The following is a 22076-nucleotide window of genomic DNA, read 5'->3' on the forward strand; positions in this document are numbered from 1 at the left end:
GGCGGAATCTCCTCCGCGCGGCGCGGCATCGTGCTCACTAGGGCGCCGTGCTCTCGACGGCACTGTGCTCACCATGGCGCGGTGCTCACCACCGCGCCGGGGCGCCACGGCGCCGTGACACCATCGGGCGCGTGCTTGACATCGGCTACTCCCTCTCCCGTCGCTTCCCCGATCCTCCGCAGACCGATTACCGCAGCGCGGACGTGCGGACCCTGCGGCACGATCTCTTCTGCGGGGACGTGTATCTGGCCGACACCAAGGCCGACCGTGAGGTGTCCACCGGCTGGGGATGGGTACCGGTGCTCGACTTCGCGTGGGCGCTGTGCGACATCGTGGAGCAGCTGGACCGCGACCCGCGCGGCAACCGGTCGGCCCACCGCCAGTACGCCGAGCTGGACTTCACCGAATCGACCGACCGCCTGCTCTTCGAGCGGCGCTTCGGCTGGGTGGACGTGACCGCCGACTGGATGCCGGCCGACGAGGCCCCGCTCACCTTCGGGCACCGGCTGCTGCGCCGTGAGGCGCGCGACTTCCTGAACGATCTGCTGGCCGATCTCGGCGACATGCACGAGGGGCTGATGGACAACCCGATGATCTGGGATGTCCAGGCCCGCTTCCCCCGCGTCTGACCGCTCCCCGCTCCCCCGCCCCCTCCTGCTCCTGGCCCCTCACTCCTCATGCCGATCGAGCTGCTACGACGTGGTCCGACATCACCTCATGTGGTGGGAGATGGGCGGACCCGCGCGCCCCTGTCGGATGTTTTCGGATTGGCAGGAGTACAACCACCGAAGCCGGGCAGACGCACCTCTGCCGGGACGCCACCAGGAACCGGACGCGCCAGGTTCACCCCCCACATGGCCGCGCCCCCGGAGCACATTGAGGACCCCGGCCCACCCCCCACGGTCGGGGTCTTCCGCCTTCTCCGCCGAGGCCGCGTCACTGGCCGCGCCAGATGTTGTCGAAGGCCGCCTGCTCGATGGATCGCCGCTGCCGTTCCGCTTCCAGGTCCCTCAGCGCGTTGTGGACGACGGCGAGGACCGTCTCCACCGGGTCGTCGGCCTCACCGGAAGAACCTTCGGGCTCGGGCGGGCCTTCGGCATCGGTTGAGCCTTCGGGCTCGTCACGTATTCGGAGGGCCGCACCGAGCGAGGCGAGGACCGGCTCGTTCGATCCCCAGCGGTCGAGTGCGGAGCGGCGGGCCGGCGTACCGGTCAGCGCAAGCCGGCCGGCTCCGAAGGGGATCCAGCGTGAGCGCCGTCGCTGGGTGATCTGCCCCTCCGACCTGAGGGCCGCGAGGTGGACTGCCGCCAGGCCACGCCCCCTTCGCCACAGCCAGTCCTCGACCGTCTCGTACGGTGCCCGCCGGTCGAGCGCGGACGACGCCTCGTCCAACAGACGGTCACCGGTCGTCCCGTTCGCGCCCGGAGAGATCTCGCCCGGCACGATGCGATCGTCCTCCAGCGTCGCCGCACCCGCGTTCAGGAGGTCGATCAGCTCGGCTCCGGCGAGGGCGAGCGACAGATCACCCTGTCCTGGAGGGTGGTCGGCCGCCACTTCCAGGGTGGTGATCAACAGGTCCCGTGGTGTGGTCATGCACGGCTCCACGTCGGGTAAGCGGTCGCTGTCGGTGACTGTGCGACCGGGTGGCCGGCCCGCGCCCTGTCGGCGCGCCCGCCACCTTCCACCGTACGGAGCAAGGGCGACCCCCGCATCCCGCGCCCCCTTTCCTCTCTCCCCCTTCCCCGGTCCCGCGCCCGCGCCCCCCCTCAGCCGCCCGGCGCGTCCTCCACCCGTACGCCGATCTGCGCCGCGAACGCCGGTGCCAGATCGAGCAGCTGCGACGTACTGATCACCGCGCCCGCCAGTCTGTCGACCCCGCGCGCGATGCCCAGCTCGGCGACGGTCCGCAGGTCGACGTTCTTCATCCGTACGCCGCTGAGGTCCGCCTCCTTCAGGACGCAGTCACGGAACTCGACGCGCTCCAACTCCGCTCCCCCGAAGTCCGGTTCGGCGAGGACACAGCCCTCGAACACCACGTCCGTCAGCTTCGCCTTCCGCAGATTCAGATAGTCGATCTTGCCGCCCCGGATCAGCACCCGCTCAAACACCGAGCCGTGCAACTGCACCCCGCCGAGCCGCGCGTCCACCACCTCGACATCGCGCAGCGACGCTCCCCCGAGATCCGTGCCCACCCCCCGGACGCTCTCCAGGACGCAGTCGATGAAGCGCGCCCGGCCCAGATCCGTCCGGTCGAGCCCGCACTCGCGCAGCGCGCAGTCGATGAACCGCGCCCCCGGACCCTCCTGGTCGGCCAGATCGAGCCCGCCGAACTCCTGTCCGTCGTACTCCCCGTCGGGCTCCAGCTCCCCTTCGTACGACACCAGTGGCGGCAGCCGCACCTCCGGCCGCCGCGCCGACAGCACACCCCTGCCGGCCGTTCCCGCCTTCCCCGTCCTACCCGCCGCTGTCTTCCCTGCCGCTGTTCTCCGAGCCATGACCCCATCGTGACGTACACCACTGACAACGCCCCCGAACAGGGCCTCCGCGGTGTCACAAACAGCCCCTCCGTTCCGTCACTTACTGGGAGACCTCTGCACACATGGAGAGCGTGAACGAGCGAAGGGCATCAGCCATGGACCACATCACCGTCGTCGGCGGCGGCTTCGCCGGACTGACCGCGGCCATCTCGGCGGCCGAGTCGGGCGCCAGGGTGACCGTCTTCGAGGCGCACCACACCTTCGGCGGGCGGGCCCGCACCTCCGAGGGGCCGTACCGCGCGAACGAAGGCCCGCACGTCTTCTACCATCGCGGCCCGCACTGGGCCTGGCTCCGGCAGCGCGATCTCCTCGGCCCTATGGCGCGCGTGCCGGCCCTGGAAGGCGCCCGCCTCCGCTTCCGCCGCGACGGCGCCCTCCGCAAGGCGCCGCCCTTCGGGCTGCTCAAGGCGAGCCGTATGAGGGCCGAACGGGCGCCCGTGGACGTCGACTTCCACACCTGGGCCACCGAACGGCACGGCCACGACGCGGCCGTGGCCGCCGCCCGGTATTCCGCCGTCGCGCTCTTCCACCACGACCCGGGCTCGCTCTCGGCCGCCTTCGTCCAGGAGCGGCTCCGGCGCGCCGCGACCATCCCGCCGGAGGCCCATGTCGCGGTCGGCGGCTGGAGCCAGGTCATCGACCGGATGCTCGGCCGGGCCTGGAATCTGGGCGTACGCATCGAGACGGTCGCCCGCGTCGACACCCTCCCCGAGGACGGGCCGGTGATCGTCGCGACGTCGCTCGACTCGGCCCGGCAACTGCTCGGTGACGACAGCCTGCGGTGGGAGAGCGGGCGCACCGCCCTGCTGGATCTCGCGCTGACCACGCGCAAGGGCGATCCGTTCGTGATCTGCGATCTGGACGCGCCGGGCTGGCTGGAGCGGTTCACGGCCGCCGACCCCTCCCTCGCGCCGGCCGGTGAACAACTGCTCCAGGGCCAGTTCCCGGTCGGCCCCGACGAGTCCTCGGCCGTGGGCATCGCGCGCGCCGAGGGCCTGCTCGACCTCGGCTTCCCCGACTGGCGCGAACGCGCAGTGTGGCGGCGCCAGTCGCTCGCCGCCGGCCGTACGGGCGCGGTCGACCGGCCGGGCACGACCTGGCGCGACCGGCCGCGCATCGACCGGGGCGACGGTGTGTTTCTCGTCGGCGACCAGGTCGCGGCGCCGGGTGTGCTGTCCGAGGTGTCGTTCAACAGCGCGATCGGGGCCGCCTCGCTCGCTATGCGAAGGGTCGCGTCGGTACGGCTCCGCCGCTCGGCTTGACCTCAAGTCCGCTTGAGGTCGGAGGCTGGCTTCCGTACACAGCACCGAGCACCGCACCGGGACACGCACACCGGTCACGCGCCGCGCCCGGACACCACGAGGGAGCCAGCCATGCACGCCATCCGCCTCCACGCCTTCGGGCCCGCCGAGAACCTCCTCCACGAGCGGACGGACGACCCGGTCCCCGGCCCCGGCCAGGTCCGGATCGCCGTCGCCGCTGCCGGGGTCCATCTCCTCGACACCGCCCTGCGCGAGGGCATGCCGGGGCCGTTCCCCGCGCCCGTCGAACTGCCGACCATCCCCGGCCGCGAGGTGGCGGGCACGGTCGACGCGCTCGGCGATGGCACCGACCCGGGCTGGCTCGGCAAGCGGGTCGTCACCCATCTGGGCATGGTCCCCGGCGGTTACGCGGAACTCGCCGTCGCCGACGCCGCCAGGCTCCACGAGATCCCGGACAACCTCGACGCCGCCGAGGCGGTCGCCATGATCGGCACCGGCCGCACCACCATGGGCATCCTCCAGTTCACGACCCTCGGCCCCGAGGACGTCGCGATCGTCCCCGCAGCCGCGGGAGGCATCGGCACGCTCCTCGTCCAGTACACGAAGAACGCGGGCGCCACCGTCATCGGGCTGGCCGGCGGCCCCGCCAAGGTCGCGCGCGTCGCCGAGAACGGCGCCGACCTCGCCGTCGACTACACGCTGCCCGACTGGCCCGAGCAGGTCCGTGCCCACCTCGCGGAACGCCACGCCGGACACCTCGCCGGACGCCACGCCGTACGCCACGCCGTACGCCACGCCACCGTCGTCTTCGACTCGGTCGGCGGCGACACCGCCCGCGCCGCGGTCGACCTCCTCGGCAAGGGCGGGAAGCACATCGTCTTCGGCTGGTCGGGCGCGGGCCTGCACGACGGGGAACCGCTGAGCTACTCGGAGGAGGAGCAGGCGGCGCGCGGCATCACCTCCGAGGGCGTCCTCGGCCCCGTGATGCTCCAGAAGGCGGGCGGCGACGTACGCGTACTGGAGATCCGCGCACTGGAGGAGGCGGCGGCCGGCCGCCTCCGTCCCGCCGTACAGCGCTTCCCCCTCGCCGAAGCGGCCCGAGCGCACCGCGCGCTGGAGACACGCGGCACGATCGGCAAGGTGGTCCTGGAGCCGCCGGTCGACGGAACCGGCGCCTGAGCCCGCCGGGCGCGCTCGGCCCCAACGGGCGCCCTTCCGGGCTCAGTCCGACGACGGGCCGGGCCCCTCCAACCGCTCGGCCAGCCGGTCGAGCCCGCCTCTGATCAACTGCCCGTACCCGTCGTCGCCCAGCGCCCCCACCGCGCCGAGCCCGCGCGCCAGATGCTCCCGGGCCGGCTCCAACTCGCCGAGCCGCCGGTACACATCGCCGAGGTTCAGATGCAGCGACGGGTAGAACGCGGCCACCGGACTCACCACCCCCGCACGCCGTACCCGCTCGTCCGACACCAGATCCGCCGCCTCCAACGCCCGTAGATCCCAGACCAGTTCCTCCCGCGGATCGTCCTGGACATCAGCCATCGAGTGGGCGAGCGCGCATATATGGAACGGATCGCCGTCCGCGCCCAGCCGGTCCCAGACACCGGCGAACACCCCCCGGGCGGCGTCCCGTTCCCCCCGCTGCGACAGCTCCATACCGCGCCCGATCTCGGCCATCACGGGATCGGGATCGGGCTGCTGCTCCACGGTCTCGGTCGACTCGGACACGGGTCCCCCACTGGAAAATCGGCGACATCTGCACTCGTCACCGAGAGTAAAGGCACCCACTGACAATCGAGCCGCGGATCACCGGCCTCAGCCGCCGAGCGCACCCGGCGGGCCCGCCGCATCTGCGGCGCCGCCCCCCGAGCCCGGAGCACTCGCGGCGCCCGCCGCATCCGCGGCGCCCGTCCCGCCCAGCTTCGCCAACTCCCCGTCCGTCAGCCGGAACACCGTCCACCCGTCCTGCGGCCGAGCCCCCAGCGCCCGGTAGAAGGCGATCGACGGCTCGTTCCAGTCCAGCACCGACCACTCCAGCCGCTCGTACCCGCGCTCCACGCAGATCCGCGCCAGCTCCGTCAGCAGCGCCTTCCCGTGCCCGCCGCCGCGCAGCTCCGGGCGGACGTACAGGTCCTCCAGGTAGATGCCGTGCACCCCGCGCCACGTCGAGAAGTTCAGGAACCACAGCGCGAACCCGGCCACCGCGCCCCCGTCCGTCTCCGCGATGTGCGCGTACGCGGCGGGCCGCTCCCCGAACAGCGCCTCCCGCAACTGCGCCTCGGTCGCCCGCGCCTCGTCCGGGGCCTTCTCGTATGCCGCCAGTTCACGGATCATCGCGTGGATCACCGGAACGTCAGCGGCCGTCGCCGTACGAATCATGACCGCAGCCTGCCCGCTCGGCGGCTACCGCGCCAGCAGGGTCCGGCCCATGGCCGCCCACGTCGGCGCCAGCGCCCGCTCGCCCTCGCGCAAGCCCCACAGACAGTTCTGGAGCACCCGCCCCAGCGACCACGCCCGCGCGCGCTCCCGCTCCAGTCCCATGACCTCCGTCATCAGGTCGAACCTCCAAAGGATGTCGCCCTCGTCGAACCGGTTCACGATCGCTGGCAGCAGCTCGAACCCCGGATCCCCGCCAAGCGGCTTCGGATCGATCGCCAGCCAGGGCCCACGGTCCTCACCCCTACGGGGTGTTGGCGCCAGCACGTTCTCGAAGTGCAGATCCCAGTGCAGCAGCCGGTCCCCCGGCTCGCCCGCCACCTCACGTACGGATGCCGCGCAGTCCCGGAGCAGCCGCCGCTCCGCGCTGTCGGCGAGCAGACGCACCGCAGTCGGCGCCTCGTCGAGCATCGCCTCCGCGATGTTCCCCAGCCCGCGCAGCCCGGCCGGCGCGGGCCGCGCGGTCAGCCGGGCCAGCAGCTCCGCGATGACCCGGACCCCGTCCCGTACGCCGACGGCGTTCAAGTCCCTTGCCTCGTCCAGCCGTTCGAGCAGGAGCGTGCCCGACTCCTCGTCGTACTCCAGCAGCCGTACCGCGCCGTCGCCGTCCCACGCCCGCAGCGCGAGCGGCTCACCGGCCGTCTCCGCGTCAAGGCTCTGCAACTTCAGCACCGCCGGCGTACCGTCCGCCCGCTCCACCGGCAGCACGAGCGCGCACATGCCGTGCATCGCCGGGCCCGTACGCCGCAGCTCCCACTTCTTAAGGAAGTCCGCGGCGCGCTCCGGGAGCGCGGCGATGAACGCACGCCCCCGCGCACCCAGAAACATCGACTGCGTCCGCACCAACTCCGCCGGGATCTCCACCGCACCGAGCCTACGGGCGCGACGCCCCGCCCGGAATGTCGATCCCCGCGAAGAACCCGCCCCCGTGCGTGAATCACCCCATGCGCCGCCATCTCCGCAAGGCCGCCCACCTCTTCCGGCCCGCGGCCCTTGTCACCACCGCGGTCGCCGCACACCTCGGCGCCACCCTCGTCAGCGAGGCCGCCCTCGACCGGGCCATCCGGCAGGGCCGCGCCCATGAGGCCGCCGCAGGCACCCTCGACGTCGGCGGCGGCTACGCGCTCGCGGGCGTCGTAGCCGTCCTCACCTACCGGATCGCCCCGCCGTGGCGGCCTCCGTACGGAGGAGCCGTCGTCATCCTCTACGGCGTCCCGCTCATCGCGGGCCCGGACTTCACCGACATCGGCCGCTTCACCGCCGTCCTCATCGGCCTCGCCTGCTATCCCCTCACCCGCCGCCGCCCCCGTACCCGGGACCTGGACACAGGCACGGAGCGAGGTGTACGAACACCCCCATGAGCAGCACCATCAACGGCGGCATCTCCTTCTGGTACGCCCAGGACGGCATACCGGCGCCCCGCGAACCCCTCTCCGGCGACGCCACGGCCGACGTGTGCGTCGTCGGCGGCGGCTTCACCGGCCTGTGGACGGCGTACTACCTGAAGAAGGCCGCGCCCTTCCTCAACATCACCGTCCTTGAAGGCAGGTTCTGCGGATACGGCGCCTCCGGCCGCAACGGAGGCTGGCTCTACAACGGCATCGCGGGCCGCGACACCTACGCCCGCACCCACGGCCACGACGCGGCCGTCCGCCTCCAGCAGGCCATGAACGCCACCGTGGACGAAGTCGTACGCGTCGCCGCCGAAGAGACCATCGACGCCGACATCCACCAGGGCGGCGTCCTCGAAGTCGCCTACACCCCGGCCCAGCTCGCCCGGCTCAAGGACTTCCACACCGCCGAGACGGCCTTCGGCGAGACCGACCGCGTCCTGCGCGGCGCCCGCGAGACGGCGGAGCGCGTACGGGTCACCGGAGCCGTCGGCTCCACCTGGACCCCGCACGGCGCCCGGCTCCACCCCGTCAAACTCCTCAAGGGCCTCGCCGGGGCCGTCGAAGCGCTCGGCGTCACCATCCACGAGTCGACACCCGTCACCGAGATCAAGCCCAAACACGCGATCACCCCGTACGGCACGGTCCGCGCGCCCTACATCCTGCGCTGCACCGAGGGCTTCACCGCCAACCTCAAGGGCCAGAAGCGCTCGTGGCTCCCCATGAACTCCTCGATGATCGTCACCGAACCGCTGTCCCCCGAGATCTGGGACACCATCGGCTGGGAGGGCCGCGAAACCCTCGGCGACATGGCGCACGCCTATATGTACGCCCAGCGCACCGCCGACGACCGCATCGCCATCGGCGGCCGGGGCGTCCCCTACCGCTACGGCTCCCGCACCGACAACGACGGCCGCACCCAGCCCGCCACGATCACCGCCCTGCGCGACATCCTGGTCCGCTTCTTCCCCACCGCGGCGGGCGCCCGCATCGACCACGCCTGGTCCGGCGTCCTCGGCGTCCCCCGCGACTGGTGCGCCACGGTCACCCTCGACCGCGCCACGGGCCTCGGCTGGGCGGGCGGTTACGTAGGCTCGGGCGTCGCCACCACCAACCTCGCGGCCCGCACCCTCCGCGACCTGATCCAACAGGACTCCGCCCAGGGCGGCCCCACGGACCTCACGACCCTGCCCTGGGTCAACCACAAGGTCCGCAAATGGGAACCGGAACCCCTGCGCTGGCTCGCCGTCCACACCCTCTACGCGGCCTACCGCACGGCGGACCACCAGGAGTCCACGTCCCACACCCCCACAACCCCCCGCCTGGCCCGCCTGGCGAACCGCGTCTCGGGCCGCCACTGACATTCCGGCTCAGCCCAACGTGTCCATCAGGAGGGTGACGTAGGCATCCAGCCGCTCCTCCACCGCCCGCGTCGTCAGCTCGGCCCTCCCCGTCTCCCGCCATGCCCGTGCCACCAACCGCACGTCTTCTGAGAACGCCAGCGCGTCCCGCACCTGCCAGTACAACCGCTCACTCGCGCCCGCCGCCAGGACCCCGCCGGCCTCCTCGTACGCCTCGGCGAACCGCGGCCCCCACGCAGGGCCGTGCAGCAGGGCGAGGTTGGTGGAGCAGTGCGCCACATCGAGATCCGCCGGACCCCAGGAGGCCCCAGCCCAATCGACGACTCCGCTGATCCGGACACCTGCCCGCCCTGCGGGCGGCACGTCGAACAGCACGTTGCCGGGGTGGAAGTCCCTGTGCAGGAACCGCCCTTCGTAGGAGGGCGCCGGCCTGCGGATCACGTCGATCGCCGCGGCCCATGCCGCCGCGTCCGCGCCCTTCGGAGTCACGACGGTGTCTGCGGTCGTCAACGTCACGTACTCCGGGGGCCGTTCGGCGGGCCGCAACGCGTGGATCGCCACGAGCTGACGGGCCAGCAGAGGAACGTGCGTCTCCAACCCCTCGTCATCGAGGACCGTCCGCCCCGCGAGATGTGTCATGAGGAGCGACGGATACTCACAATGCGCCCCGCCCGCGTCCACCGCGACCAGCCCAGGAGCCGTCACCCCGCTCCCCACGAGCAACCCCAGAGCACCGGCTTCCCTCTCCAGAGAGTCCTCGGCATCCTCCACGCCGACGAAGGTCCGCAGCACCAGCTCACGGGTACGCCCGCCCCGCGCGCCGATGGTCAACCGCCGCATCTCGGCGGTGATCCCACCCCGCAGCGCCTCGACCCCGACGACCCGCTCACCGACCTCCAGGTGTTCGCCCACCCAGGCCAGAGTCAACGGCCGGACAGCGTGCTCACTCACCGCCCGCCTCGACGCCTCCTCGCAGCCCCCACTCGTCAAGCCCCGAGTAGACCAACGCGACTCGGCCTCTAGGGAAGCCGAGGGATTCCGCCTCCCCGTTGTAGAACGCCACCAGGGAGTCAGGGCCTCTCCACCAGGTGTCAGCAAGACCCGTCGTCTCGCGCACCGGCTCGTAGCCGTCCAGCGCGACCCCGTCGACGTCATCGCCGACGAGTTTGGTGACCTGCTTCGCCCACATGGAAGCGTGGTAGGCCAGCGCGAGCGACTCCACCCAGCCCTCGACGGTCGCGTGGAGAGGCACCCACCCATCCCCATGGATCCCGAACTCACCACGCGGACCGATCATGAACGAGTAGGGAACCGAGGCCCGCTGCGGCCCGGCCTCGAACCACGACCCCGCGGAATCCGACTCGGGCGAGTCCGGATCGAAGTACTTGGGCCCTCCGTCGTAGCGCGGCGCGGGCGGCAGCACCAGACCGCCCCACCTCTCCTGGTAGGCCACCATCCGGTCGATCACCGCCGCAGGAACGCCCCGCTCAAGCCACCACTGCCTGTGCTCCTTCACGGGCCGGACATCGGCCTTGACGCCGTGCGCGCGGACGAACGATCGGGCTCGCAGGGTCAAGCCATCAGGCACATCGTCGAAGAGGTGGAGGTTCACGACCACGACGCTACCCACCACCCCGAAGGCCGACGGCCTCCGGCCCTCAAAAAACCCCAGGCCACGACCAAGGTGGCCTGGGGTTCCCGTTGAGCCCCCTGTCGGATTCGAACCGACGATCTACGCATTACAAGGGCCTGCAAGATCATCCCGAGTGGTGTCAGGGGATACCACCGCAACTCGTTTCGCCTGATCAGAGACATACGGCTGTGATCGTTGTGATGCGTGGTCCACCGCGTATCACGCCGTCCGCTCACGCATCGCGCACACATGCGTCCCCGCGGAGGCGCGCCGCTGGGACGATCGTCGCGAGCCCTCCAAGGCTGATGACGACAGCGGCACCGCATCGGCATCGCCCGCTCCGGCGTGTCGTTGCGAGCCCTCCAGGGCTGATGACGACCTGGTCACCCGCCTCGAAGGCTGGGCACCGAGCATGGTGTTCATCGAGGACGACGAACTCGACGACGTACTGAACTCGGTTCTAGATCCCGGAACAGGGCTGTCAATGGATGAAATCGAGGAGCTCACGCCCCGGCTGCGGAAGATCATCGGCCAGTTGGTGGACATCGCTGTGCAGCGCAACGCCGCTGAGTCTGCTCATGAGTTGGCCAGCGTGGTGCGGCGCGTGCAGCAGCTCGGCGATCCGGCCCCCGTTGTTCTGAGGTCGGCGCGCGGGCAGTTGCGGCTTCTGGCGCTGGCCGTCCTGGACGTGCTGGAGCTGGTGAGCGACGACGACCGGCACGTCGGTGCGGGGCCGGCCGTCATGGGCGGGGTGCACCCATGACTCAGTTGCTGCCCCGCGCGTACTGGTGCCACCGGGGCTACCAGGGCCCGGTGCGCGTGCGTATCGCCCGCCGGTACCACCGCTCCGTATCCGGGCCTGGCCGTCGACTGGATGCGGGAATCGGTCCGAACGGCACTGCCCGGCCTGGGCCGGGAGAGCTTCGGCACGGCCTGAGCATGGCTCGGTGATCACCGGGCCATGGAGGCGGCCGTGCAGGAGCTGCGCCGCGGCCGGCCGTACGCGTTCACGCTGCCCACCGAGGCGGGCTGCTGAACCTGGACCGCCAGAGTCGTCTCCGTCCTGCCCCTCAGTGACCCCTGCCTCGCGTCCACCGCACCCTCATTGCTGGCCACGTAGCCGCGTAAGGACCCTTATGTGTATGCATCAGCCGCCGTGCCCGGCGGCCGTCGACTCCGACCGCGTGGTCGCGCACACGTTGTCCGTCCGCGCGGAGCAGGGGGTGGAGTCTGCTGTGCAACGGCGTCGTGCTGTTCGAGGACACCGGTGAACTGCTGCCGAACGGGCAGGTCATCGCCCCGCACCGGCCGGCGCCTTCGACCCTCTCAATGCCGGTGACGGAAGGGGTCGCGGCATGACCGCGCATCCCCTCGCAGTCCCGGCGCCGGACACCGAACGAGTGGTGTCCGCCTTCCGCGAGCAAGGGCTGCGGCAGGCTCTTGCACAGCTCCGCTCTGCGGGTAACGTGCACGGCGCCGCGTCCCTGGGCGCGGTCGTGCTCGGCTACCGGCTCGTCTGGCAGATCACCGACCCCTGGATCGACCTGGCTTTCCAGCGCCTTGGCAATGCCGCCCCATCGCCCGCCGGAGACACCGCATGACCATCCCCGAGCAGATCCTCACCGACGCCTTCGGCACCCGCGCCCCGGACGCGCGTGTCAGCTTGGTGGCCGACCGTCGAGGCACGGCCCTGTGGCGCGTACGCCACGGAAACGGGGACCAGCACGCGCTGAAGATCACCACGGCGTGCAGCGACCCCCAGGGCCACGTCGACTCCGAACGCCTCGCGCTCGTCGAGGCCCAGCTCCTCCAGGCCCTGGAGCGAGACGGCGTGATCACTGGCTTCTACCACCAGCACGGTGAACTGCCCGACGACGAAGGCAGTTGGCTCGCCCTGCGGTGGCTGCCCGGCGAAGAAGCCGACACCGCGTTCGCGAAGCTGCGGCACACACCGAGCGACCGGACCGCCGCCCGCTACGCGGCGGCAATGGCCGCCGCCGTCGCCGACCTCCACGACAACGGATGGCGCCACGGCGACATGCAGGAAGTCCACTTCCTCCCGCACGACACCGGCGCACACCTGCTCGACTTCGCCATGGCCCAGCCACCGGCTCCCGCCGGCCCCCGCCCGTCACCTACCGCGGCGCGTACGACTTCTTCAACTCCCCCGAACTGGCAGCCCGCCGACTGGCCACCAAGCCGTCCGAACACCTGGAACTGACCACCGCCTCAGAGGTCTGGTCCCTCTGCGCCACCATCTACGCCTGCTGGACCGGCATCTACCCGATCAGCGAAAGGAACACCCAGCTCAGTACGCCCGCGCTCCGCGCCGAACTCGCCCAAGGCCACTGCCGCGACCTCACCACCACCAGACCCTGGCACTTCCCGGCCTTCGAGAACACCATCATGGCGGGCCTGACCAAGGACCCGGGCCAGCGTCCAACAGCCCGACAACTCCAGTACATGTTCGAGCAATTGAGCTAAGGCGTGTCTGGCATAGGTTGAGCGTTCTGGCTGGAGCTCAGGTCCCGTGTCGTGCTTTCAGTTGCTCTCGACCGAGCCCGTCCGCGACCGCAGACGGCGACCTCATAGGGACGGGGCGATGCGACGGTGGTCGGGAATGGCCGCGCCGTACAATCGCGGTGAGGGCGAAGCGCCAGGCCGAGATTCCGGCACCGGTGTGAGGGAGGGGTCAGATGTTCGGTCGGAAGAAGAAGCGCAGGGCGTCTCTCGACGATCTGATGGCGCAGCTCAGGCCCGACCTGAGTCGGGAATCGCTCGGCGTCGGGCCCGACTTCCCGGGCGTCGCCCCGAACCCGTTCCTGAGCAGTGATGCACGGAAGCGCAATGCGGAACTGCGTACGGGGGCGCTCGCGCTCGGCGTTCTCGTCGACTGGCGGGAGGTCAACAGCAATCCACGCGTGGTCCTGATGCTCGACGTGGAGACCGCCGGCGGCATCTCGTTCCGCGGTATCGCGGACGAAGGCCTCACGATCACCGAGCTCACCCGACTCGCCCCAGGACAGACGTTGCCCGTGCGCTACCGGCCGGCCGTCATGGACCACTACGTCGCCCTTGCCCGGGACGCGGACCCCGCCCACGTGCAGCAGCTCTCCGACGAGATCGCGAGCCGCAAGCGGACCTGACCCGAAGCCATAGGCCGGATCCCTGGGCCAGCAGCCTCCCCCGGTCACGGTCTTCCTGCCGTGAACGCGCGCTGCGCAGGCCGCGACGCGGACATCTCAGAGCCCCGTCAACACCTCCGTCCTCGGCCACCGCCCCGGGCGTCCGCCTCGCCACAAGGGGCGGCCCCCCTGCTGACCGCGCTGCCAGTTCGCCGCAGGCAGACAGGAAAGACCCACGAAGGACTGGGCAACGTCGGCAGAGCATGCCAACGTAGACAACCTTCCCGAAGATGCCAGGTCAGAGAGGTGGTTGCTCGTGACCGCGGCTCCAACTGGTCCCGGATGATCTGCCACCGTCGAGGCTCTGCGGCTGTCCCGTTCCGCTTCGGAACACGAAGCGTGTTCCGTCTCGGAACACCGAGCGCGTTCCGTTTCGGAACACGAACCCCGTTCCCCGGAGGGACGAACAGTGCCGTACCTCGGGGGAACAGGTCGAAGTCGCCCTGCCCGTCATGGGAGGCGCCCTCTGCGCCAAGGGCTGCCATTTCTCTCCTTGCTGGTCCACGCTCAGCCACTCCAATGACGATGAGTGGAAGGTCGGCGCAGGACCCGCAAGGGTGCCCTGCCACTCGGTGAACAAGGCGCCGTTCAGTGGGTGAACGCTCCTGCCGTTCACCCACTGAACGGCAGAGAGCCTTGCTGGGCACGAGGTGGAAGGCGCCGTCGTCCACTTGCGCGCGCCTGATCCAGATCCCTCGGACGTACAGTCGGGCTGGCTACGGGGCGGCCCCGAGCTGGCTGACCGAGTCGGTCATCCCCGCGCCACCCCCGCTCCGGCCCGCTCCGGGGAGCCGAGGCGTACCTGTGCAGCGTTGTGGCCCGCAACGGCACCATGCTGCGCGTGGCCATCCTCAAGTGGGACGGGCAGCACCGACACTCCGCGAGTGGTCACCACCTGAAACGCGGGGCTCTCCTCTCCCGGAATATGCAGTGGAGAGCTGGTTGATCATCCCGCTGACACAGCCTCAGCCCCGGTGGCAGGGTGCAGTGATCGGTTCGTCAGACGGAGGGGGCCCCGGTGGAAGCACGGATGTGGAACGGACTAGGAGCCGTCCGGCCGATCATGTGTGGAGCCGGATGACGAGGGCTGCCGCGGGCCGCCCGCCGCGGGGGAGCCCTCCCGCAGGCGGGCGGCCCGACTGTCGGTCTTCTCCGGGATCGTGTGCCGGATGGCGTGCCTGCGCGGGTGGTCGTGGCACGGTCCGTTGCTGTTGGCCTTGTCGGCGGCCAGGCTGCCGGGCGTCTTTCGGGGTCGGTCGGCTCGGGGCGTAGGACGAGGATCTTCTCCAGCACGAGCTCGAACTGGATGCTGTCCACCCGATGCCCGAGCCGACGACCCAGGCCGGCGGTAGTCACGTGATCGGGCGCACAGGTCCGGTACGGGCCGCCCAGGGCAACCCCGCACGGGTCGTGCCCCGGCGCCGACCGCAGCGCGCCGGCGTCCCCGACTCAGGGCGCGGTGGCTTCCCAGGCCGCCTTGATCATTCGGAAGACCTCGTCCACCGTGGCCCCGGGATCGTCCGCCCGGCAGGCCAGCGCGTAAGCGTCGATGGCGAACCGCGCGGTCGCCCGGCAGGCAGTCGCACTCCGGGACAGGTGGGGATCGGCGGCAAGCGCCGCCGCCAGCGTTTGCGCGTGACGCAGGCTCATCGACTCCTCATATTCCCGCAGGGCGGGTGATCCCTCGATCATGCGTCGGACGGGGGCACTGCCCTCCGCCGTGCAGTGCCGCACCAGAGCCTGGACCTCGCGGTGCAGGGCCGGGATGAGCGGCTCGTGCGGCGGCCGGTCGGTTACCGCTCGCGTGAGGCGCTGCTCGAAGTCCTGGTCGCGTTCGAACACCAGGGCCTCTTTCGAGGCGAAGTGGGCGAAGACGGTGGTGACGGCCACGTCGGCCTCGGCCGCCACGTCACGGATGCCCACGACCTCGTACCCGCGCTCCAGGAAGAGGCGCAGCGCGGTGTCGGCGATCTTTTGACGGGTCGCGGCCTTCTTGCGTTCGCGGCGTCCGGGCGGCTCGATCATGGCGTGACACTACCAGGTATGAATCCATAACCGTTGTGAAACCCTATCTGTTAGGATTATCTTCGGCCTCATGAGGAAAATCAGCTTCGCCGAGTTCGGCGGTCCCGAGGTCCTGCAACTGGTGGAAGCCGAGGAGCCCCATGCGGGCCCCGGTCGGATACGCATCGCCGTACGGGCGGCGGGTGTCAACCCCGCCGACTGGAGGATCCGGGAGGGCCAGGTCCTGGGAGCCCATCCGGTCGAGCTGCCCGCCGGGGTCGGGCTGGACGCCGCCGGGGTGGTGGATGAGGTCGGCGAGGGCGTCGAGGGGGCCGAGGTCGGCGACCGCGTGTTCGGCGAAGGCACCGACACCTACGCCGAATTCGCCGTGCTGTCGGCCTGGGCCCGGATGCCCGAGGGACTGGCCTTCGAGGAAGCGGCCGGGTACCCGTCGGTGGTGGAGACCGCGCTGCGCATCATCCGCGAGGTCGGCGTGCGGACCGGGCAGACACTGCTGGTCAGTGGCGCGTCCGGCGGCGTCGGGTCGGCGGTGCTGCAGATCGCCCGCGCGCGCGGCATCACGGTGATCGGCACGGCCGGGGCCGCGAACCAGGACTACCTGCGCGGCCTGGGCGCCCTCGCCACGACCTACAACGAGGGCTGGGTCGAACGGGTGCGGCACCTGGGCCGGGTCGACGCGGCCCTCGACCTGGCCGGCTCGGGCGTGATCCGCGAACTCGTCGAGCTGACCGGGGACCCCCGCAAGGTCGTCTCCATCGCCGACCTCGGTGCGCCGCAGCTGGGCGTCCGGTTCTCCGGCGTGGCCGGGAGCGTGCCGGACGCGCTCGCCGAGGCCCTCGACCTCATCTCCCGGGGGAGGCTCCACATCCCGGTCGAGAAGTCGTACTCGCTCACCGAGGCAGCGGCGGCGCACGCTGACAGCCGCGCAGGCCACACCCGGGGGCGCCGGGTCCTGGTCGTCTGAGCCGCGTCCCGCCCGGCGTCCCGCGCCGAACAGCCGGTCACTAGCGGGGGGTGAAGCGGCGTCGGACGAAACCGGGGCGGTGACGCCTCGCCCACCAGGGCGACCGCAGCGCCCTCCGCCGAGATCCGGTTCAGGGTTCAGGCCGTCTGCGTTTCCGGACGGGCCGGTCGCCGCCCGGCGCGGACACGGCCGAGCCGGATTGAAGACCAGCCCGAGTGAGCGGTACGCGAACGCCGGGCACCCGGTCGGGTGCCCGGCGTAGGTTCGAGGCCTGTGGGAGGAGATCACTTGTGCACGCCCGCCGGGAAATGCGGCGACCCGGCGGGGCTCGGTAGGAGCGGAAGAAGCCCGGGAAGTAGGTCCCGACGACCCTCCGCTCACGCATCGCTCACGCAAGCCCTTCCCCGGCACCGCAACCGCCGGTTGCGTCACACCCCGGACACCAGAAAACCCCAGGTCACGACCAACATGACCTGGGGTTCGTCGGAGCCCCCTGTCGGATTCGAACCGACGACCTACGCATTACAAGTGCGTTGCTCTGGCCAGCTGAGCTAAGGAGGCCTGTGGGGAAACTATAACCGGCGGGGATCACAGGTCAGGCGGGAATTTCGTAGGGCCCAGCTACTGACAGATCTTGAAACGGGGGGTACCGTCACCTCAAGTTCATCCAGGTGGACTAGACCCATCCTCCGTCCTACGGCGGGGGAGCCATTCCTTTACTCGGATCGTCCGGCACGTTCCTGCCGGTGAAGGGACCACATCACCATGGCCACTGTCTCGTTCGACAAGGCGACCCGTGTGTACCCGGGTTCCACCAAGCCCGCTGTCGACCAGCTCCAGCTCGATGTCGCGGACGGCGAGTTCCTCGTACTCGTCGGGCCCTCCGGTTGCGGCAAGTCGACCTCCCTGCGGATGCTCGCGGGTCTTGAGGACGTCAACGGCGGATCCATCCGCATCGGGGACCGCGACGTCACGCACCTGCCGCCCAAGGACCGGGACATCGCGATGGTGTTCCAGAACTACGCGCTCTACCCGCACATGTCCGTCGCGGACAACATGGGCTTCGCGCTGAAGATCGCCGGCGTCAACAAGGCCGACATCCGTAAGAAGGTCGAGGAGGCCGCGAAGATCCTCGACCTCACGGACTACCTGGACCGCAAGCCCAAGGCGCTCTCCGGTGGTCAGCGCCAGCGTGTGGCGATGGGGCGCGCGATCGTGCGTGAGCCGCAGGTGTTCCTCATGGACGAGCCGCTGTCGAACCTCGACGCCAAGCTCCGTGTGTCGACCCGTACGCAGATCGCCTCGCTCCAGCGCCGCCTGGGCATCACGACGGTGTACGTCACGCACGACCAGGTCGAGGCCATGACCATGGGCGACCGGGTCGCCGTCCTCAAGGACGGTCTGCTCCAGCAGGTGGACTCGCCGCGCAACATGTACGACCGTCCCGCCAACCTCTTCGTCGCCGGCTTCATCGGCTCCCCGGCCATGAACCTGGTCGAGGTCCCGATCACCGACGGCGGCGTGAAGTTCGGCAACAGCGTCGTCCCCGTCTCGCGCGAGGCGCTCTCCGCCGCGGCCGACCGCGGTGACAGCACCGTCACCGTCGGTGTCCGCCCGGAGCACTTCGACATCGTGGAGCAGGGCGGCGGCGACGCCGCGAAGTCGCTGTCCAAGGACACCGACGACGCGCCGGCCGGTCTGGCCGTCACCGTCAACGTCGTCGAGGAGCTGGGCGCCGACGGTTACGTCTACGGCGACGCGCAGGTCGGCGGCGAGCACAAGGACCTGGTGGTCCGCGTCAACGGCCGTGCCGTTCCCGAGAAGGGCGCCAAGCTGCACGTCGTGCCGCGTCCGGGCGAGACGCACGTGTTCGCGTCGTCCACGGGCGAGCGCCTCAGCGACTGACGGTGACCCGACCGTAAGAACGTACTAACGGCCCCGCACTTCGGTGCGGGGCCGTTGGTCTTTCGGCGTCCGGACACCCAAATACCCCGGCACACGGGACATTTCGAATCGCGTGCGTCAACACCCAATTCGAAAAGCCCTGTCGAACCATCCCTCGCGCGGGTGACTAAATGTCGCCAAATCATCACTGACCGCTACGCTCGCCTTCGTGACCCACACAGCCCGCCGAATCGGCCGAACTCTCGCCCTCGTACTGCCCGTCGTCCTCGTACTCTCCGGAACCCTGGCGGTCGCGACCGTCCCGTGGGCGGCGAAGAACTCCGAGGCGCAGATCCTCACCGCCTCATCGGACAAGGCCTCCGTACGCGCCAAGTCCCGTGCTCCGCAGGACGTTCTCCGCGACAAGCTGCTCGTGGAGCTTCAGGAGAAGGACCCGGGCATCGCCCTGACCCACCTCCAGCGCCAGATCGAGGAGCGCCCCTCGCTCGCCAAGCACTGCATGTCGCTGGCCCGCGCGCTCGGCAGGGCCGCCGTCGCGCACTACGGCCCCACGCGCGCGCAGTCGTTCTCCCGCCCCGTCTGCGACACCTCGTTCGCCTACGGGGTCTCCCAGCAGACCGCGGGGCACTGAGCGCCGCCTCCCCGACCGGCCCGCCTATCGTTCACGGCATGCATACGTATCCGACGCAGGCCGTGGTCCTCGCGGGCGGCCAGGGGTCGCGACTGCGCCCGTACACCGACGACCGTCCCAAGCCGATGGTCGAGATCCCCGGGACGGGGACCCCGATCATCGGCCATCAACTCGCCTGGCTGGCCGCCGAGGGCGTCACGGACGCCGTCATCTCGTGCGGCCATCTCGCCGATGTCCTCCAGAAGTGGCTGGACTCGTCGGAACTCCCGCTGCGTGTCACGACCGTGGTGGAGAGCGAACCTCTGGGGCGCGGCGGTGGCCTCAAGTACGCCGCCGCCCGGCTGCCCAATCCCGGTCTTCCCTGGTACGCCACCAACGGCGACATCTGGACACGTTTCTCGCTGCGCGAGATGGCCGCGTTCCACGCCGAGCGCGATGCCATCGCGACGCTGGCCCTCGCCCGGCCGCGAATCCCCTGGGGGGCCGTGGAGACCGACGAGTTCGGCCATGTGCTGGACTTCATCGAGTCGCCGCCGTCGCCGTATCTGATCAACGCCGGTGTGTACGTGTTCTCTTCGGCGTTCGCGAGTCTGCTGCCCGACCGCGGCGACCACGAGCGGACGACGTTTCCCCGGCTGGCACGTGAGCGGCGGCTGGCGGGCTTTCCGCTGCCGCAGGGCGCGTACTGGCGTGCCATCGACACCGCCAAGGACCTCACCGAGGCCGCCAAGGAACTGGCCGCCGCGACGCGTTGACGCCGGCTGAGAGCTTCTCCAAGGGCCTGGGCGGCCTTTCCAGGGGCCCGCGCGCCTTGTTGGCCGTACCGGACCTCCCAGGCCCGCAGACGGGCACACAGCGCACGTACGAGGGCGGCCACCCGATCCTGCCGGGTGGCCGCCCTCGTACGCGTGCGGCGCCGCCGCGTCAGCCCAGCAGGCCGCCGATCGGGTTCCTGGCGCCGCCACCGCCGGTGGACGAGCCGTCGCCGCCGCCCGTGGTGCCACCGCCATCGCCACCGCCCGTCGAGCCACCGCCCGAGCCCGCCCCGCCCGTCGAGCCGCTGCTCGCGGCTGGACCCTGGCTGCTGGACGGCGGGGGCGCCTGCTGCGAGGTCTGCGGGGGCGCCTGGCCGGTGCCCTGGGACTGGCTGGGCTGCCCGCCCGTGCCGGTCCTGCCCGGACTGCCGGCCGTCGGCTCATCGCCGGGCGCCGACCGCTCGGCCGCGGGGCCGCTGGTCTGGCCGGCCGTCGGGGACGCGCTGCCGCCGTTCGGCCGGGCCTCGCCGGTGGGCGAGCCGGACGCGCTGCTCTTGCCGGACTTCTGCGGCAGGGGCGATCCGGGCAGCTGGTTGACCGGGTTGTTCGGTCCCGGCACGGTCACCATCTCCGTGGACCGTACGGCTCCGCCGAGGATCGAGCCGACGAGCAGCGTCAGGCCGATCACGACGGTCGCGACGAGCGCGCCGCGCCGCAGGACACGGCGCCGCAGGTCCCTGAGGTGGGTGCGCGGGCCGAGCTTGCGCCAGGCCTCGCCGGCGAGGCGTCCGTCCATCGAGTAGACCGGGGCGCCCGCGATGATCAGCGGGGACCAGGCGGCCAGGTAGATGATGTCGGGCGCGTCGTACGCGGGGACGGTGCGCCAGCTGACGGTGAGGATCAGCGCGGCCGAGAGCAGCGCCCCGAAGGAGGCCGCGAGCCGCTGCCAGAGGCCGAGGACGGTGAGGACACCGGCGACGACCTGGAGGAACGCGACGCTGAGTCCGGCGCCGACGGGGTGCGAGAGGGCGAAGTCGCGCAGCGGTTCGGCGAGGGCCCACGGCTGGAGCGAGGTGAGCCAGGTGACCATGGAGCCGCGCTCGCCGCCGTCGAAGTAGACGGGGTCGCAGAGCTTGCCCATGCCGGCGTAGATGGAGATGAGGCCGAGGAAGACCCGGAGCGGCAGGAGCACCACTCCGAGGTTCATGCGCCGGCCTGGGTAGTAGGCGTGCCGTACGGCGGCGTCGGCGGCCTGCGCGCCGGAGATGTCGTGGCGCTGTCCGCGCGGGTCGTCGTAGTCGCGGCCGTCGAAGCCGTCACGCGCGCCGCGGCCGTCACGGGCGTCGCGCCCCTCGCGGCCGAAGTCGCGCTCGTACTCGCGGTCGTCACGGTCGTCGTGCTCGCCCCGGTGGCGTGCGCCGCCCGCGCCGTACAGGTCGACCGTGTCGCCGAAGGTGTCGTGCTGCGGGGTGTCGTACGCTCCCACGGCCCGCCGCATGGGAGGCAGCAGGGGCGTGTCGGGGCCGCCGCCGTGGCGGGGCACGCGGGGGTTGGGCATGGTGTCGTCGCCCAGGTCGATCCGCGGGATGACCTGGGTGGAGCCGACGGCCCCCTGGTCGTGGGAGCGGCCCGGCGTCTCGGTGAGGTTCGCGCCGGTCGCCGACGCCGAGGAGTTCCGTACGGCCTGGAGGAGCCCGGTGGCTCCGAGGTCGCCCGGTTCCGACCTGCCGCTCCAGACGACGGGAGCCCGGCGGCGTGCCGCGCCTCCGCCACTCATCGCGGGGATCCGCGCGGTGTCCGGTGTGGCGCCTGCGGGGCTGGGGCGCCGGCTCGTTGAGAGTTTCACCCGAAAGCTGGCGTGGTTCACGATGACCTGCGCGGGATCGCAGTCCACCTTGACCATGCTCAGCGGGGGCTGTTCGTCGAACCCGGGCCGGGGCTTTCTGGTGTCCACACTCATCTAACCGAGTGACTTGTGTTTAGGACACTGCTTT

At 71.0% G+C, this 22076-nt stretch carries 22 protein-coding genes, 1 tRNA gene and 1 pseudogene; 14 read left to right on the plus strand and 10 right to left on the minus strand.

Annotation, left to right across the window (positions count from 1 at the left end):
* Window positions 1–131: 131 nt before the first annotated feature.
* Entirely contained in the window at window positions 132–629 is a 498-nt protein-coding gene (locus ACFWV8_RS25320) for a hypothetical protein (protein ID WP_384207545.1), read from the plus strand.
* 307 nt (window positions 630–936) lie between these two features.
* Here the strand turns inward: ACFWV8_RS25320 and ACFWV8_RS25325 are convergent, their stop codons facing one another.
* Both ACFWV8_RS25325 and ACFWV8_RS25330 read right to left on the minus strand, forming a co-directional pair.
* Window positions 937–1593, minus strand: a complete 657-nt coding sequence (locus tag ACFWV8_RS25325; RefSeq protein ID WP_384207547.1) for a GPP34 family phosphoprotein — start codon at window positions 1591–1593, stop codon at window positions 937–939.
* 173 nt (window positions 1594–1766) lie between these two features.
* On the minus strand, window positions 1767–2495 hold the full coding sequence (locus ACFWV8_RS25330) for a pentapeptide repeat-containing protein (protein WP_384207554.1): 729 nt from the start codon (window positions 2493–2495) through the stop codon (window positions 1767–1769).
* Between the two features lie 137 nt (window positions 2496–2632).
* Between ACFWV8_RS25330 and ACFWV8_RS25335 the strand changes: the two genes are divergently transcribed.
* Together ACFWV8_RS25335 and ACFWV8_RS25340 are read left to right on the plus strand one after the other, a co-directional pair.
* A complete protein-coding gene (locus ACFWV8_RS25335) occupies window positions 2633–3799 on the plus strand; it encodes an NAD(P)-binding protein (RefSeq protein WP_384207557.1) in 1167 nt (388 codons plus the stop codon).
* 111 nt (window positions 3800–3910) lie between these two features.
* Window positions 3911–4978 carry a zinc-binding dehydrogenase gene (locus tag ACFWV8_RS25340; protein WP_384207565.1) on the plus strand — a complete coding sequence of 356 codons (1068 nt, stop codon included), beginning with the start codon at window positions 3911–3913 and terminating at the stop codon, window positions 4976–4978.
* A gap of 42 nt (window positions 4979–5020) precedes the next feature.
* On the opposite strand, the gene ACFWV8_RS25345 is transcribed toward ACFWV8_RS25340, so the two are convergent.
* The 3 genes from ACFWV8_RS25345 to ACFWV8_RS25355 form a co-directional block, all read right to left on the minus strand.
* On the minus strand, window positions 5021–5524 hold the full coding sequence (locus ACFWV8_RS25345) for a hypothetical protein (protein WP_384207571.1): 504 nt from the start codon (window positions 5522–5524) through the stop codon (window positions 5021–5023).
* Between the two features lie 87 nt (window positions 5525–5611).
* Entirely contained in the window at window positions 5612–6175 is a 564-nt protein-coding gene (locus tag ACFWV8_RS25350; protein WP_384207576.1) for a GNAT family N-acetyltransferase, read from the minus strand.
* A gap of 24 nt (window positions 6176–6199) precedes the next feature.
* A complete protein-coding gene (locus ACFWV8_RS25355) occupies window positions 6200–7060 on the minus strand; it encodes an aminoglycoside phosphotransferase family protein (RefSeq protein ID WP_384207708.1) in 861 nt (286 codons plus the stop codon).
* 116 nt (window positions 7061–7176) lie between these two features.
* Here ACFWV8_RS25355 and ACFWV8_RS25360 point away from each other — a divergent pair, with 116 nt between their 5' ends.
* Both ACFWV8_RS25360 and ACFWV8_RS25365 read left to right on the plus strand, forming a co-directional pair.
* The gene (locus tag ACFWV8_RS25360) at window positions 7177–7593 is read left to right on the plus strand and encodes a rhomboid-like protein (protein ID WP_384207580.1); all 417 of its coding nucleotides are present in this window, start codon (window positions 7177–7179) and stop codon (window positions 7591–7593) included.
* Window positions 7590–8984: an NAD(P)/FAD-dependent oxidoreductase gene (locus ACFWV8_RS25365; protein ID WP_384207585.1), complete on the plus strand. Its 1395-nt coding sequence runs from the start codon at window positions 7590–7592 to the stop codon at window positions 8982–8984. Before ACFWV8_RS25360 ends, ACFWV8_RS25365 begins: the two co-directional genes overlap by 4 nt.
* Window positions 8985–8993: 9 nt before the next feature.
* Here ACFWV8_RS25365 and ACFWV8_RS25370 read toward each other — a convergent pair whose 3' ends face one another.
* Entirely contained in the window at window positions 8994–9935 is a 942-nt protein-coding gene (locus tag ACFWV8_RS25370) for a phosphotransferase family protein (RefSeq protein WP_384207591.1), read from the minus strand.
* Window positions 9928–10596 (minus strand): hypothetical protein, encoded by a 669-nt coding sequence (locus tag ACFWV8_RS25375; protein ID WP_384207596.1) that lies wholly within the window; start codon window positions 10594–10596, stop codon window positions 9928–9930. The genes ACFWV8_RS25370 and ACFWV8_RS25375 overlap by 8 nt, the downstream gene beginning before the upstream one ends.
* Before the next feature lie 433 nt (window positions 10597–11029).
* Here ACFWV8_RS25375 and ACFWV8_RS25380 point away from each other — a divergent pair, with 433 nt between their 5' ends.
* The 5 genes and pseudogenes from ACFWV8_RS25380 to ACFWV8_RS25400 all read left to right on the plus strand — a co-directional run bounded on the left by ACFWV8_RS25380 (window position 11030) and on the right by ACFWV8_RS25400 (window position 13763).
* A complete protein-coding gene (locus ACFWV8_RS25380) occupies window positions 11030–11380 on the plus strand; it encodes a DUF6415 family natural product biosynthesis protein (protein WP_384207601.1) in 351 nt (116 codons plus the stop codon).
* A gap of 373 nt (window positions 11381–11753) precedes the next feature.
* Window positions 11754–11976: pseudogene (locus ACFWV8_RS25385) on the plus strand (DUF5999 family protein).
* Window positions 11973–12218, plus strand: coding sequence for a hypothetical protein (locus ACFWV8_RS25390; RefSeq protein ID WP_384207603.1), 246 nt, complete (start codon window positions 11973–11975; stop codon window positions 12216–12218). The pseudogene ACFWV8_RS25385 and the gene ACFWV8_RS25390 overlap by 4 nt, the downstream one beginning before the upstream one ends.
* Window positions 12215–12838: a lipopolysaccharide kinase InaA family protein gene (locus ACFWV8_RS25395; RefSeq protein ID WP_384207607.1), complete on the plus strand. Its 624-nt coding sequence runs from the start codon at window positions 12215–12217 to the stop codon at window positions 12836–12838. The genes ACFWV8_RS25390 and ACFWV8_RS25395 overlap by 4 nt, the downstream gene beginning before the upstream one ends.
* A gap of 475 nt (window positions 12839–13313) precedes the next feature.
* Window positions 13314–13763, plus strand: a complete 450-nt coding sequence (locus tag ACFWV8_RS25400) for a hypothetical protein (protein ID WP_384207613.1) — start codon at window positions 13314–13316, stop codon at window positions 13761–13763.
* 1488 nt (window positions 13764–15251) lie between these two features.
* Here the strand turns inward: ACFWV8_RS25400 and ACFWV8_RS25405 are convergent.
* On the minus strand, window positions 15252–15827 hold the full coding sequence (locus ACFWV8_RS25405) for a TetR/AcrR family transcriptional regulator (protein ID WP_384207616.1): 576 nt from the start codon (window positions 15825–15827) through the stop codon (window positions 15252–15254).
* A gap of 70 nt (window positions 15828–15897) precedes the next feature.
* Between ACFWV8_RS25405 and ACFWV8_RS25410 the strand changes: the two genes are divergently transcribed.
* Window positions 15898–16791 carry an NADP-dependent oxidoreductase gene (locus tag ACFWV8_RS25410; RefSeq protein WP_384207621.1) on the plus strand — a complete coding sequence of 298 codons (894 nt, stop codon included), beginning with the start codon at window positions 15898–15900 and terminating at the stop codon, window positions 16789–16791.
* Between the two features lie 487 nt (window positions 16792–17278).
* Here the strand turns inward: ACFWV8_RS25410 and ACFWV8_RS25415 are convergent.
* Window positions 17279–17352 (minus strand) — tRNA-Thr (locus tag ACFWV8_RS25415).
* Between the two features lie 204 nt (window positions 17353–17556).
* Here ACFWV8_RS25415 and ACFWV8_RS25420 point away from each other — a divergent pair.
* From ACFWV8_RS25420 to ACFWV8_RS25430, 3 genes are all read left to right on the plus strand, one after another.
* A complete protein-coding gene (locus ACFWV8_RS25420; RefSeq protein WP_384207626.1) occupies window positions 17557–18696 on the plus strand; it encodes an ABC transporter ATP-binding protein in 1140 nt (379 codons plus the stop codon).
* A 208-nt stretch (window positions 18697–18904) separates the two neighbouring features.
* Window positions 18905–19327 (plus strand): hypothetical protein, encoded by a 423-nt coding sequence (locus ACFWV8_RS25425; RefSeq protein WP_078076561.1) that lies wholly within the window; start codon window positions 18905–18907, stop codon window positions 19325–19327.
* Between the two features lie 38 nt (window positions 19328–19365).
* The gene (locus ACFWV8_RS25430; RefSeq protein WP_384207631.1) at window positions 19366–20082 is read left to right on the plus strand and encodes an NDP-sugar synthase; all 717 of its coding nucleotides are present in this window, start codon (window positions 19366–19368) and stop codon (window positions 20080–20082) included.
* Between the two features lie 169 nt (window positions 20083–20251).
* Here the strand turns inward: ACFWV8_RS25430 and ACFWV8_RS25435 are convergent, their stop codons facing one another.
* Window positions 20252–22042: a DoxX family membrane protein gene (locus tag ACFWV8_RS25435; RefSeq protein ID WP_384207636.1), complete on the minus strand. Its 1791-nt coding sequence runs from the start codon at window positions 22040–22042 to the stop codon at window positions 20252–20254.
* Window positions 22043–22076: the final 34 nt, after the last annotated feature.

Source organism: Streptomyces sp. NPDC058665 (assembly GCF_042714995.1).
GTDB lineage: Bacteria > Actinomycetota > Actinomycetes > Streptomycetales > Streptomycetaceae > Streptomyces.